We start from the raw sequence: 14,138 nt of genomic DNA, 5'->3' as shown, positions 1-14,138 counted from the left end.
ATGCGAATCGTGAGCACCATCGGGACGCTTCCCGCCAGTATCCCGAGCCCACCGGCGGAGTGGGCGTCTTTTAGCCTCGGACCGCTCACTCTCTACACGTACGCCCTGTGCATCCTCGCCGGGATCATCCTGGCGCTCCTGCTGACCGTGTCCCGGTGGAAGCGCTACGGCGGCAACCCGGACGTCATCTGGGACGTCGCCATCTGGGCCATCCCGTTCGGCATCCTCGGCGGGCGGCTTTACCACGTGTTCTCCTCACCCGACGCCTACTTCGGTCCGGACGGTGACCTGTCGCGGATCCCGCGGATCTGGGAGGGCGGCCTGGGCATCTGGGGCGCCATTGCCGTGGGCGCCGTTGGCGCCTGGATCGGCTGCCGCAGGTCGGGTGTGCGATTAAGCGCCTTCGCCGACGCCGCCGCCCCGGGCATCCTCCTCGCGCAGGCGGTGGGTCGGCTCGGCAACTGGTTCAACCAGGAGCTTTTCGGTGCTCCCACCACCCTGCCCTGGGGCCTGGAGATCGACCCGGAGAACGCGAACTTCCCCGACGGCGTCCCCGTGGACACCCTGTTCCACCCAACCTTCCTGTACGAAATGCTGTGGAACCTCGCCGGCGTCGCGCTGCTGCTCCTCCTCGACAAGCGGTTCGGGCTGCGCGGCGGAATGATGTTCTGGGCTTACGCCGCCTACTACACGGCGGGCCGCGTCTGGATCGAGGCACTCCGCATTGACGACGCCGAACTGGTCACCCTCTTCGGTGTCACCCAGCGACTCAACGTGTGGACCAGCATCCTGGTCCTGATCGGCGCCATCGCCGTCCTCATCTACCTTGGGACGAAACGCAAGGGCGCCGACACGCCGGCGTTGTACCTGCCCGGTCGTGAACCGGCGGCTATGGACTCGCCGGATGACGCCACCGACACCCACAAAGCCGACACAGACGAAACTAAATCCACCACCCGTGGTAATCTCGTCGAAACAAACGGTAGTGATGAACCTCTCCCCGAGCGGGACAACACCGATCCGAAGAAGCGGGAGAACGATTCCCGATCCTAGCGTCCAGGGCCACCGCCCACACTGGACACACCGCCACAGTGACGTGGCCCCCGGCGCCCCGGCGGAACACCCCTCTCCCGGCGCACCGGATATGGCGGGCACCTCCGGCGCCCAGTTGTTCTGCAATCGTTGTCCCAGGGACCTCCCGGGAAACAACAGACACGCCATAGAATTCTGCTAACTAGTTCGTTTAGTGAGCAGCCCAAGCGGGCTGCAAACCTGGGGCCAAGGCCGTCCCCTCCCGACGCTCCATTCTGGGGGAAGGACACTACCTATGAATGCTTTCACTTCCGGCAACCCCACCGCCGGTGCTTCCACAAACACCCCGGACAGCGGGCTATCGACCCGGGACGAGCAGGATCCCTCGATCGTTGAGGATGTCGCCCCCGAGGTAACTCCCGCCTCCGACAAGCCCGCCGTCGTCTCACCCTTCGACCGGTTCTCCACTATCCCCGAAGCCACCGGGCTGTATAACCCGGAGAACGAGAAGGATGCGTGCGGCCTGGCTGTCATCGCTACCCTCCGCGGCGAACCGGGCCACGACATTGTCGACCATGCGCTGACCGCTCTGCGCAATCTTGAACACCGCGGTGCAGTGGGTGCGGATGAGGGCACCGGTGACGGCGCCGGTCTGCTCACCCAGGTGCCCGATGAATTCTTCCGCGCAGTCGTCGACTTCGACCTTCCCCCCGCGGGCCAGTACGCCGTCGGGACGGCGTTCCTCCCGGCTGAGGGACGCGAGGAGCAGACGTCCCGCGCCGGCCTGGAAGCGATCGCCGAATCCGAGGGGCTCACGGTGCTCGGCTGGCGCGAGGTGCCGATTCAGGCCGACCTCGTCGGCGCGATGGCCCGCGCCTGCATGCCGCATTTCGTACAGCTCTTCCTGGCACCCACCGATGGTGCGTCCGCCAACGGTGCGGCCTCGGACAGCATGGCTGCCCCGGTTGACCTGGACGCGCTGGCTTTCAGGGTGCGGAAGCGCGCCCAGAACAAGCTCGGCGTCTATTTCCCCTCCCTGTCCTCGAAGACCATGGTCTACAAGGGCATGCTGACCACGGCGCAGCTGGAGCCGTTCTATCCGGACCTGTCCGACCCCCGGTTCAAGACCAAGCTGGGCATCGTACACTCACGGTTCTCCACCAACACCTTCCCGTCCTGGCCGCTGGCCCAGCCCTTCAGGACCATCGCCCACAACGGCGAGATCAATACGGTCAAGGGCAACCGGAACTGGATGCGCGCCCGCCAGTCGCAGCTGTCCAACAGCCTCCTCGGCGACGACCCCGAGGAACTGTTCCCCATCTGCACCCCCGGTGCTTCCGACTCGGCGTCGTTCGACGAGGTTGCCGAGCTGCTGATGCTCTCCGGCCGGCCCATCACCCACGCGATCATGATGATGATTCCTGAGGCGTGGGAAAACCACGCCACCATGGATCCCGCACGCCGTGCGTTCTACCAGTACCACTCGATGCTCATGGAGCCGTGGGACGGCCCGGCTGCGGTGTCTTTCACTGACGGCACCCTGGTGGGGGCGGTCCTGGACCGTAACGGCCTCCGCCCCGCCCGCTACTGGGTGATGGAGGACGGTCTGGTGGTCCTCGCCTCCGAGGTGGGGGTCATCGACATCGAACCCTCCAAGGTAGTGCACAAGGGCCGCGTTTCCCCCGGCAAGATGTTCCTCGTGGACACCGAGGCCGGTCGCGTGATCGAGGACCAGGAGATCAAGGCCCAGGTCGCCTCGGCCAATCCGTGGGGCGAATGGGTCAAGGACAACCTGCTGCTCCTGAAGGACCTCCCCGAACGCGAGCACGTCCTGCACACCAAGGCGTCCATCAACCGCCGCCAGCGCACCTTCGGCTACACGCAGGAAGAGCTGCGGATCCTCCTCGGACCGATGGCCAAGGCCGGAGCCGAACCGCTTGGGGCGATGGGCTCCGACACTCCGGTCGCTGTGCTGTCCAAGCGCCCGCGGCTGCTGTTCGACTACTTTGTGCAGTCCTTCGCGCAGGTCACCAACCCGCCGCTGGATTCCATCCGCGAGGAACTGGTCACCTCGCTGCGGGCCTCGCTGGGCCCCAACGGGAACCTCCTGACCACCAAGCAGGTGCACGCCAAGCAGGTGGGCCTGAGTTTCCCGGTGATCAACAATGACGAACTCGCGAAGATCGCCAACATGTCCAACGGCGACGGCGAACGCATCAGTATGAAGGTCCGCGGACTATACCGGCCGGACGGCGGTGAGGCGTCCCTGCGGGCACGCCTCACTGAGATCTGCGAGCAGGTCTCCAGCGCCATTAACCGCGGCATTCAGTACATCGTCCTCTCCGACCGTGACTCCAACGCGCAGTGGGCGCCCATCCCGTCCCTGCTGCTCACCAGCGCCGTTCACCACCACCTGCTCAAGAGCGCCAACCGGACCAAGACCTCACTGGTGGTCGAAGCCGGCGACGTCCGCGAGGTCCACCACGTGGCAGCGCTCATCGGTTATGGTTCCTCGGCGATCAACCCGTACCTGGCGATGGAAAGCTGCGAGGAACTGGTCCGCAACGGGGACATCACCGGAGTAAGCGCCGAGCAGGCGGTTGCCAACCTCATCAAGGGGCTCGGCAAGGGTGTCCTGAAGATCATGTCCAAGATGGGGATCTCAACGGTCGGCTCCTACTGTGGCGCGCAGACCTTCGAAGCGCTCGGCCTGGGCCAGGAATTGGTCGACGAGTACTTCCACGGTACGCAGACCCAGCTTGGCGGCGTCGGGCTGGATGTCCTCGCGGCTGAGACGGCGGCACGCCACGCCAGCGCCTACCCGCAGGACGGGATCGACGATCCGCACCGGGACCTGGACAACGGTGGCGAATACCAGTGGCGCCGCGAGGGGCCACCGCACCTGTTCAACCCGGAGACCGTCTTCCGGTTGCAGCACGCCACCCGCGAGCGGCGCTACGACATCTTCAAGAAGTACACCAACGGTGTCGACGACCAGGCCAAGGAACTGATGACCCTGCGCGGGTTGCTCCAGTTCAAGGACGGGGTGCGCGAGCCGGTGCCGATCGAAGAGGTTGAGCCGGTCTCCAGCATCGTGAAGCGGTTTTCCACCGGTGCGATGAGCTACGGCTCCATCTCCCAGGAAGCCCACGAGACGCTGGCGATCGCCATGAACCGTCTTGGCGGCAAGTCCAATACCGGCGAAGGCGGGGAAGACGTCGACCGGCTGCTCGATCCCGAGCGCCGGTCAGCGATCAAGCAGGTGGCCTCGGGCCGGTTCGGCGTGACCAGCCTGTACCTGACCAACGCGACTGACATCCAGATCAAGATGGCGCAGGGGGCCAAGCCCGGCGAGGGTGGCCAGCTGATGAGCCAGAAGGTCTACCCCTGGGTGGCCCGGACCCGTCACTCCACTCCCGGGGTGGCATTGATCTCGCCGCCACCGCACCACGATATCTACTCGATCGAAGACCTTGCCCAACTCATCTACGACCTGAAGCGGTCCAACCCGTCGGCACGCGTGCACGTCAAGCTGGTCTCCGAAGTGGGGATCGGCACGGTGGCTGCGGGCGTGACCAAGGCCAAGGCCGACGTCGTCCTCATTTCCGGGCACGACGGCGGCACCGGTGCCAGCCCCCTGAACTCCCTCAAGCACGCGGGCGTTCCGTGGGAGCTGGGGTTGGCGGAAACCCAGCAGACCCTGATGCTCAACGGGCTCCGCGACCGGGTAGTGGTGCAGGTGGACGGGCAGCTCAAGACCGGGCGCGACGTCGTCATCGCCGCCCTGCTTGGTGGCGAGGAGTTCGGCTTCGCGACGGCGCCGCTGGTGGTCTCGGGTTGCGTCATGATGCGCGTCTGTCACCTCGACACCTGCCCGGTGGGCGTCGCCACGCAGAACCCCGAGCTCCGCAGTCGGTTCACCGGCAAACCCGAGTTCGTGGTCAATTTCTTCGAGTTCCTAGCAGAGGAAGTCAGGGAAATCCTGGCCAGCCTGGGGTTCCGGTCCATCGAGGAGGCCATCGGCCACAGCGAGTCGCTCGACGCCCGCAAGGCGATCGATCATTGGAAGGCCGACGGTCTGGACCTCGACCCGATTCTCCGCGGCAACGAGTTCGGCGATGACGCGCCGATGCGCAACATGATCCGGCAGAACCACGAACTGGACCAGCACTTCGACAAGAAGCTCATCGAGATGAGCGCCGATGCGCTGGAAAACCGCGCCCCGGTGCGGATCTCGGTCGACGTCGTGAACACCGACCGATCGGTGGGCACCATGCTGGGCCACGAGGTGACCCGGCGGTTCGGCATCGATACCCTCGCCACCGACACCATCGACGTCACCCTGACGGGTCAGGCGGGTCAGTCCCTCGGCGCGTTCCTGCCGGCGGGAATCACCCTGCGCCTGTTCGGAGACTCGAACGACTATGTGGGCAAGGGACTTTCCGGTGGGCGGATCATTGTCCGGCCGGACCGGTCCAACGTCTTCGCTGCCGACCGCAACGTCATTGCCGGCAACGTGATCGGCTATGGCGCCACCAGCGGGGAGATTTTCCTCCGCGGGCAGGTGGGGGAGCGGTTCCTGGTGCGCAACTCCGGCGCGACGGCGGTGGTCGAGGGAATCGGCGACCACGGGTGCGAGTACATGACCGGCGGCCAGACCCTGATCCTGGGGCGGACCGGCAGGAATTTCGGTGCCGGCATGTCCGGCGGCACCGCCTACGTGCTGGATCTCAACCGTCGCCGGATGAACACCCAGAGCATCGAGAACGGTGAGCTGAAGCTCGTCGAACTGGACGCTGAGGACATCGAGATTGTGCGGCAGCTGATGATCAAGCACGTTGAAGAGACCGAATCGAACCTCGCAGCGCATTTGCTGGAGAACTTCGAGGACACCATCGCGCGGCTCACGAAGGTGCTGCCCCGCGACTACGCGGCTGTCCTGGACGCCCGAGCCGCTGCGGTTGAGGAAGGCCTCGACCCCGACGGCGAAGAAGCTTGGACCCGAATCTTGGAGGTAACTGGTGGGTGACCCACGCGGATTCATGAAGGTACGCGAACGCCAGACCCAGCCCCGTCGGCCCGTGCCGGTGCGGATCATGGACTGGAAAGAAGTCTACGAGGCGCAGGAGAAGGGCGTCCTCAAGGCCCAGGCGGGACGCTGCATGGACTGCGGCATCCCGTTCTGCCATCAGGGTTGCCCGCTGGGCAACCTGATCCCGGAGTGGAACGACCTCACCTACCGGGACAAGGGCCGGGAAGCGATCGAGCGGCTGCACGCCACCAACAACTTCCCCGAGTTCACCGGCCGGCTCTGCCCGGCACCCTGCGAGGCGTCCTGCGTGTTGGGGATCAACCAGCCGCCGGTGACCATCAAGCAGGTGGAAGTCTCGATCATCGACCAGGCGTTCGCCGAGGGCTGGGTTGAGGCACACCCGCCCGAGCGCCTGACCGACAAGACCATTGCCGTCGTCGGCTCCGGGCCCGCAGGCCTGGCCGCGGCGCAGCAGCTGACCCGCACCGGTCACACGGTGGCGGTGTATGAGCGTGACGACAATATTGGTGGGCTCCTGCGCTACGGCATCCCCGACTTCAAGATGGAGAAGAGCCACCTGGAGCGGCGCCTCGAGCAGATGCGCGCCGAGGGCACCCGGTTCAGGACCGGTGTCGAGGTGGGACGCGACATCAGCTGGGACCAGCTTCGGCGCCGCTACGACGCCGTCGTGGTGGCTACCGGTGCCACTATTCCCCGTGACCTGCCGATCCCGGGGCGGGAACTGGAGGGTGTCCATTTCGCGATGGATTACCTGGTCCAGGCCAACCGGGTAAGTGCGGGCGGCGTCGTCGAGGACCAGATTCACGCGGACGGCAAGCACGTGGTGATCCTCGGGGGCGGCGACACGGGCGCTGACTGCCTGGGTACCGCCCACCGTCAGCATGCGGCATCCGTGACGACGCTCGCCATCGGGCAGCAGCCGCCGACGGACCGCGCGGCGCACCAGCCCTGGCCCACCTTCCCCACCCTGTTCGAGGTTGCCAGCGCCCACGAGGAAGGTGGCGAGCGGACCTACCTCGCCTCGACCGTCGAATTTGTGGGCGAGAATGGCAAGCTCACTGCGATCCGGGTGGCGGAGACCGAATTCGTCAACGGCCGCCGGGTGCCCAAGGCCGGCACCGAGAAGGACATCCCGGCCGACCTGGTGTTCCTGTCGCTCGGGTTCACTGGACCGGAGCCTGCAGGCCTCACCGAACAGGTGCAGGCCGACTTCGACGAGCACGGCAACATTGGCCGGGACGGTTACTACATGACCAACACGCCCGGGATTTTTGCGGCTGGCGACGCCGGCCGCGGACAGTCACTCATTGTCTGGGCCATCGCCGAGGGGCGCGCCTGCGCCGCAGCAGTGGACAAGTGGCTGATGGGGGAGACCAAACTACCGGCACCGGTGGCGCCCACCGACCGCGCTATGGCAGTGCTCTGAGTGCATCACGTCGCGGAAAGGTCACCGCGCACCCAACAACACCTACAACAACACGACTAGGCTAGGTTTCATGAGACGCGCAAAAATTGTTGCAACATTCGGCCCCGCGATTGCAAGCTATGAGAACACCGTGGCGGTGTTGAAGGCCGGTGTGGACGTTGCCCGGATGAACATGAGCCACGGCGATCACACGGTGCACAACCAGACCTACGAGTATGTACGGCAGGCTTCGGAAGAACTGGGCCGCCCGGTGGCAATCTTTGCCGACCTGCAAGGACCCAAGATCCGCCTCGGTCGTTTCGTGAACGGCCCGCATGTGCTGGCGCCCGGCGACACCTTCACCATCACCACCGAGGACGTCGAAGGCACCCAGGAGATCTGCTCCACCACCCACCTGGGACTCCCCAAGGACGTGAACGTGGGCGATTCCCTGCTGATCGACGACGGTAAGGTAGCCCTCCGGGCCACGGCCGTTGACGACACGAAGGTTGTCGCAGTGGTCACCGTGGGGGGAGCGGTGTCGAACAACAAGGGCATCAACCTGCCCGGCGTCGCAGTGAGTGTGCCGGCGATGAGCGATAAGGACGAGGCCGATCTGCGGTGGGCCATCCAGCGCGGCGTCGACATGGTGGCGCTGTCCTTCGTGCGGAACGCGTCCGACGTCGTCCGCGTCCACGAGATCATGGACGAAGAGGGACGCCGGGTACCGGTGATCGCCAAGATCGAGAAGCCCCAGGCTGTTGACGCCATCGAGGAAATCATCGACGCGTTCGACGCCATCATGGTGGCACGTGGCGACCTGGGCGTGGAGTTGCCGCTCGAAGAGGTTCCCATTGTCCAGAAGCGTGCCATCGAGTTGGCTCGCCGCTGGGCCAAGCCGGTCATCGTCGCCACCCAGGTGCTGGAGTCGATGATCGACAACCCCCGCCCCACCCGCGCCGAAGCGTCTGACTGTGCCAACGCAGTGCTGGATGGTGCCGACGCCGTCATGCTCTCGGGCGAAACCAGTGTGGGCAAGTACCCCATGGAAACTGTGCAGACGATGGCGAACATCATCGAGTCGACCGAAAAGCACGGCCTGGATCGGGTGCCGCCGCTGGGCAGCAAGCCCAAGACCCGCGGCGGGGCGATCACCCGTGCGGCGGTGGAGATCGCCGATCAGCTTGATGCGAAGTACATCTGTACCTTCACCCAGTCCGGCGATTCGGCGCGGCGCCTGTCACGGCTCCGGCCGACCAAGCCGGTGTTCGCTTTCACTCCGGTGCAGTCGACCCTGAATTCGATGGCGATGATCTGGGGTGTGCAGCCCATGCTGGTTCCCTTCGTCGAGCACACCGATCAGATGACCGCCCAGGTTGACCGGGTTCTTCTGGAACAGGGTCTCGTGGAGCCGAATGACCTGGTGGTCATCGCTGCCGGGTCGCCTCCCGGGCAGGCAGGGTCCACGAACTCGATCAAGGTGCATAAGGTCGGGGACATTGCCGACGCCGGTCAGCTGCCCGATGGCTACACTCCGAACAAGGAAAAGGTCGGCCCGTGGCCGGTCAAGAACAAGCACAAGTAGCTCGGTAGCACAGCAGAAGGGCCCCGCTGGTTTTCACCGGCGGGGCCCTTCTGCTGTGCTGATATGTTTTGTGGCAGTGCTGTGGGTCAGTTGACCTGGTTGATGATGGTCTCGGCGACCTCGCGCATGCTGAGGCGGCGGTCCATCGAGGTCTTCTGGATCCAGCGGAAGGCCTCGGGCTCGGTGAGTCCCATCTTGGTGGTCAGCAGGCTCTTGGCACGCTCCACGAGCTTGCGGGTGGCGAACTGTTCCTGCAGATCGGAGACTTCGTGCTCCAGTGCCTTGATCTCCTCATGGCGGGAGAGGGCAATCTCGATGGCGGGCATCAGGTCAGCGGGGGTGAACGGTTTGACGACGTACGCCATCGCGCCGGCGTCGCGGGCTCGTTCCACCAGCTCTTTCTGGCTGAAAGCGGTCAGCAGGACCACGGGGGCGATGCGTGCCTTGACGATCTGTTCTGCGGCGGTGATGCCGTCCATGACAGGCATTTTCACGTCCATCAGGACCAGATCGGGCTTGTGCTCTTTGGCGAGCTGGACGGCCTTCTCGCCGTTGTCAGCTTCGGCGACGACGTCGTACCCTTCGCCGCGGAGAATCTCCACAATGTCCAGGCGGATGAGGGTCTCATCCTCGGCAACAATCACGCGCCGCGCAACACCCGAGACGTTCGACTCGTTGGATTCAGACACAGCAGGCTCCTTGTTCAATTCCATCATTTGCCCGGCCGGGCAGCGCCCGTTGCCGGTTCACTGAAACAGCCTATCGGCATGTAGAGTAGTTTCGCGCACTGACGATGACTTGAGTACTTCATCTGGCTTTGATCGGGTCTCTCACGGGTCCTGTCTCGGGTCTTTGTCGGAGCGCACGTTGGCCCGAATGGCGGAATTGGCAGACGCGCTGCACTCAAAATGCAGTATCGAAAGATGTGTGGGTTCAAGTCCCACTTCGGGCACAGTGTTTCCCCTTGTCAGAGGCTGTTTCGCTCTCTGACTGTGCACAAACCGGCTCAGATGGTGAACAGGGTGTGCCTGTGTCGGTGGGTGGGTTGCAGTTTCCCTGTGGCGGTTCGGCTCCTTCCTTTCTTGAAGCCCTTGTTGGGCTTTCTTACTACTTCATGGGGGAGTGGCGGCGAAGGTACATGACTTTGGTGAAAGTTTTTCACCGAATCTCCTTTGTGCCGTTCTGATCAAGTCATCACCGTTGGGCGGAGAGGCCGGAGTGCAACTTGGCCCTTTCCCGGCGCCTTGCGCCTGGGCTGCCGTGACAGCATGACGCCGGTAGTCCTGTTGCTCTGCTAAGAAGCTACTGCTTTCGCTGACGACACCACGGCGCTCCTAAAGGCTTGCCACGTTCGTGGAGTTTGGCCGCACAACGGGTGCCGCTTTGCGCACCGCCTATCCAGCGTAAAAACGAGCAAGGTCAAGAGACACTGCTTACAGCTCATCCGGCGCAGCAGTGGTAACGGAGCCGACCCATACCCAGCCCTCACGTTGGGTCTTGATTCCTGGTTCGAAGAAGGACACCTTGACGGCTGTTTTCGTCCACGCCGTCGCGTGTCCCTTCACCCGGTAAGCCTTTGACGGGTATCGAATCCACACGTGCACCCGCCGGGGTGCAGGGAACTCGTGGACCGGGTTGGACGGTAAATCCAGTTCCGTTTCCGTGAGCATCACCGGTTCCTCCCGCATCACCAGTTCCTCAATCCACCCGTCTAATAGCCGGTCATAGTAATTTCTGTACCGCTGATTTTGACCCACGGCGTTGCCGCCACTCTGCTAACTCTCAGAAACGGAAAATAGACTTTGTAACGAGCCGAGTCAATCGAGAGTCCTCTGCTCACCGTGCGGGTGTCCTAGAAGCTCCCCCCAGTTTTCTAGGGCACCGGCACCACCACGTTAAAGCCCATCACCGACAGTCACTCAGCCCCAGCGATCCGGCGTAGCTGCCACCCGTCAGTATGTGGATCTGAGCTGATATCGACCTCCAGGGTCGGGGAGACCGGCCCGGCTTGAGCTTGGAACCGCCACACACGCTTGGTGATGAGACTGCCCTGCCCATTCACAGGGGTATTCCCTGGCTCCCACCAGCTTCGGGAACTAGACCAGCTCACCGGTTCCCCGACCGCCTGCCAGATCCGGCCACGCCACCGCATCGCCAGCGGAGCGCCGCTGCTGTGAAACCTCACGTCCACCGGTTCGTTGACCGTCCGTGGCCTAGCTTCCGTGGTTTGTGCTGTCATGTGCGCGCCGCCCTTCGCCCTGTGATCCGTCATGCCGTCCAGAGTTGAAATTAGAACACATGTTCGATTTATGGGAGCCCTTAGAGGTGCGGCAGAATGAGCCGTATGTGCGGACGCTTCGTGGTCACCGGGAATCCGGAGGTCAGTCGATAGGTAGACCGTTCCCGAGTGCCGATACGATGCGACAATGGCACCCTTCAGTAATCCCAGCCCAGAGCATGGCACGGTGACAAAACCGGTCCGACTACGCAATCTATTTCTTTGGCTTGGGCTTACAACGATTGCCATCGCCGTTCTGATTGGTGCTTTTGCCTTCATCCTCAGGGGTCAATTTCTGCCGTGGACTTTAGAACAGTCCCTCACGGCTATGGAACTGCAACAAGTCGTGCAGTCAGCTGTAACTACCGCTGCGGCGTTGGGCCTCGGGATCACCCTCTATCTGTCGTTTCGACGCCAGAAGACGACTGACGAGGGTCACTTAACCACGCTTGAGTTGCTTCGCCTGCACCGGGATCAGCACCGATCAGACAGCATCACCAAATTGCGTGACAGGTACGTGAGCGCGGCAGACCAGCTTGGAAGCGAATCTCGACCCATACGTCTTGCTGGTATCTACGCGTTAGCTTCTCTCGCTGATGATTGGAGCGAAGAACGCAACGTCAAAGAGCGCCAAGTGTGCATCGATCTCCTGACCACCTATCTCGCGCTCGGTGCGAACGATACAGACACAGTTGAATCGCAAGGCCCTGAATGGGAGACGATCTGGAGCACTATCTTCGATCGCTCCGTATTAGAACGGAACAATCCGGGCTGGCCGGGGGCTGACGTGCGCATCAGGAATGTGGGGTTGAAGAGCAGGCTCAGTGGGCTTCGGTTCGATTATGGATTATTGAGTTTTTCAGGCTCTCCTGTCAGGGCGATGGAGTTTGACGGGTGTGATTTCCAGGCCACGGAAGTGCTGTTCGACTCGTATGACCGAGGAGGCGTGTTGTCCTTCCGTAACTGCCGCTTTTCCGGGGGAATGATTAACTTCTGTTGGCAATCCGACTTGGACGCCGCGGGTGCGTATGAAGACCTAAGAATCCACTTCTTCAACTGCAACTTTGAGGGAACTCAAGTCCTTTTCAACGGCAGCGGCGACATGGGTGGATACATGTTTCAGCACTGTCGGTTCAGCGCAACGTCACCAAGTTTTCGAGGGGAGTCCCCGGAACCGCAGGCGATAGGTTTCATTCAAATGAATTATTGCGAGTTCAGCAGCGACCCCTTGCGTGAACTCTCGCTTGACGGAACCGACATCATCGAAATAGGCGGCTTCGACGAGGACCATCCAACTGTGGCTGCGATGGCATCGAAGTACAACTCGTCCAAAGACAAACTGCACTAAGAGAGGCGAACGCATCCTAATCTGAAGTGCTAAGCGGTTGCACAGCCGGTCCGGGTTCTGTGAGGCAACAACCCACTGTTTGTAGCGTTCGTTCGATTCGATCAATCCAGAGTGACCCAAACCGTTCGCAAACGATGGATACAGAGACACCGGTGAGTGAGACGCTACGCGCTGATAGATGTGAATCGCCGAATCAGTGGTCGGGTTCCCGCCGGTTTAGGTGTTAGCCACGCCTCAAAGTTGGGCTATGGGGTCTGGCCTGTCGAGTCAGCGGAACGCTCGGCTGATCGCGCTCCCAGTCCGGAACATGGTGATCCACACGATGAATTTCTGAATGGGACGCAGCGGCGATGCGACGAGACTCCGCCAACCCTGGCGTTTAGACCATGATTTAGTGATCTGGACCTGGGTGCCGCCAGTCGTGTTCATCAGGGTGAATTCTGTCAGGACCGAGCTACTTTCAGGAGCATCGGGGTACGCGATTCTCCATGCGATGCGCTTCGGCTGGTGCGCGGTGACGAGTTCAATGCTGCGGCAACGGAACCGGGGCTTCACTTTCACCGGCTTCCCATCCGGACGACCTATGGGCGCAAGGCCCTGCCAGACGATTCCGGGCGTCCTGTCCTGGCCTGTGTGATCGATGGAGCCGACACTCATCTCCCAATCGGGAACATGGGTTGGGTCTGCTAGGAATTCCCACACCTTCTCCATCGGTGCAGGAACGAACGTCTCCGTCGACCCTGACACCCACCCCTTCACCTTTGCCGGTTTAGGCGCAGTTCTCCCCGCGGGGAAGTCGGACTGGTCAAGATGTCCGAGCACATCGAGGGGGGTCGTGCCTAGGCGGTCAAGGATGTCGGCGATCAGACCGCTCGGCTCTGCGACGAGCTCTCGGAGGACTGCGGCGGCGTCGCCATTCTTGTCTTTGCCACCGGAGCGGGCGATGAGGTCAGAAGCACGCTTGGCCCAGTCATACCCGCCCGTCTCATGAAACACGATTCGTCCGGCCTCGGGGAAAGACGCTTCGATACCAAGTGATGCCAGCTGGGCCGCACGCTGTTCCTCGACAGCGCGGCGACCGGCATCAAGGTCGATCCCCATGCCACGAAGTGCTCGTCCAGCGGATTGGTCATTGATGACGAGAGCGAGGAACAGGTGCTCAATGTCCGCTTCGCGAAGCCCGAGCCGGGAAGCTTCCTCCATGGCGGCAAGCGAGAGGGATTGACTGGTCTGAGCGACGCGAACAAACTTGCTCATGCGTTCCTCCTGAGGAGCGGGATCGTAGGGTCGACGCGTTTAGAGTGCTTCTTGTGAACGGCCTGCCGGGTCACCCCAAGCGCGTCCCCTGTCTGTCAGCATTGGGTGAGACACCGCCACTTTTCCCACTGACTCCTTAAGGGCGAGATTTGGAAACCGATTCCCTGTGAGCACCGCACT

Annotated in this window: 9 protein-coding genes and 1 tRNA gene; 6 read left to right on the top strand and 4 right to left on the bottom strand. The window is 62.8% G+C overall.

Features of this window, described 5'->3' with window-relative positions; genetic code table 11:
• The 4 genes from lgt (at nt 1) to pyk (ending at nt 9,075) form a co-directional block, all read left to right on the top strand.
• The gene (gene lgt, locus IWX64_RS12260; protein ID WP_196867410.1) at nt 1-1,053 is read left to right on the top strand and encodes a prolipoprotein diacylglyceryl transferase; all 1,053 of its coding nucleotides are present in this window, start codon (nt 1-3) and stop codon (nt 1,051-1,053) included.
• Nucleotides 1,054-1,327: 274 nt separating this feature from the next.
• Nucleotides 1,328-6,061, top strand: coding sequence for a glutamate synthase large subunit (gene gltB / locus IWX64_RS12255; RefSeq protein ID WP_334683275.1), 4,734 nt, complete (start codon nt 1,328-1,330; stop codon nt 6,059-6,061).
• Entirely contained in the window at nt 6,054-7,511 is a 1,458-nt protein-coding gene (locus tag IWX64_RS12250; RefSeq protein ID WP_196867409.1) for a glutamate synthase subunit beta, read from the top strand. Before gltB ends, IWX64_RS12250 begins: the two co-directional genes overlap by 8 nt.
• A gap of 70 nt (nt 7,512-7,581) precedes the next feature.
• On the top strand, nt 7,582-9,075 hold the full coding sequence (gene pyk / locus IWX64_RS12245) for a pyruvate kinase (RefSeq protein ID WP_196867408.1): 1,494 nt from the start codon (nt 7,582-7,584) through the stop codon (nt 9,073-9,075).
• An 86-nt stretch (nt 9,076-9,161) separates the two neighbouring features.
• Here pyk and IWX64_RS12240 read toward each other — a convergent pair whose 3' ends face one another.
• Nucleotides 9,162-9,788: an ANTAR domain-containing response regulator gene (locus tag IWX64_RS12240; protein WP_196867475.1), complete on the bottom strand. Its 627-nt coding sequence runs from the start codon at nt 9,786-9,788 to the stop codon at nt 9,162-9,164.
• A 157-nt stretch (nt 9,789-9,945) separates the two neighbouring features.
• On the opposite strand from IWX64_RS12240, the gene IWX64_RS12235 reads away from it, so the two are divergent.
• Nucleotides 9,946-10,027, top strand: a tRNA-Leu gene (locus IWX64_RS12235).
• Between the two features lie 481 nt (nt 10,028-10,508).
• Here IWX64_RS12235 and IWX64_RS12230 read toward each other — a convergent pair.
• Both IWX64_RS12230 and IWX64_RS17305 read right to left on the bottom strand, forming a co-directional pair.
• The gene (locus IWX64_RS12230; protein ID WP_196867407.1) at nt 10,509-10,763 is read right to left on the bottom strand and encodes a hypothetical protein; all 255 of its coding nucleotides are present in this window, start codon (nt 10,761-10,763) and stop codon (nt 10,509-10,511) included.
• Between the two features lie 227 nt (nt 10,764-10,990).
• Nucleotides 10,991-11,314: a DUF6504 family protein gene (locus IWX64_RS17305; protein WP_442859057.1), complete on the bottom strand. Its 324-nt coding sequence runs from the start codon at nt 11,312-11,314 to the stop codon at nt 10,991-10,993.
• Between the two features lie 187 nt (nt 11,315-11,501).
• Between IWX64_RS17305 and IWX64_RS12225 the strand changes: the two genes are divergently transcribed.
• On the top strand, nt 11,502-12,701 hold the full coding sequence (locus IWX64_RS12225) for a hypothetical protein (RefSeq protein WP_196867406.1): 1,200 nt from the start codon (nt 11,502-11,504) through the stop codon (nt 12,699-12,701).
• A 267-nt stretch (nt 12,702-12,968) separates the two neighbouring features.
• On the opposite strand, the gene IWX64_RS12220 is transcribed toward IWX64_RS12225, so the two are convergent.
• A complete protein-coding gene (locus IWX64_RS12220; protein ID WP_196867405.1) occupies nt 12,969-13,958 on the bottom strand; it encodes a Clp protease N-terminal domain-containing protein in 990 nt (329 codons plus the stop codon).
• Nucleotides 13,959-14,138: the final 180 nt, after the last annotated feature.

This window comes from Arthrobacter sp. CAN_A212 (genome assembly GCF_015752345.1).
In the GTDB taxonomy this organism is placed as follows: Bacteria; Actinomycetota; Actinomycetes; order Actinomycetales; family Micrococcaceae; genus Arthrobacter_D.
Note: the sequence above shows the minus strand (reverse complement) of the source record. Positions and strands in the feature narration are given on the sequence as shown.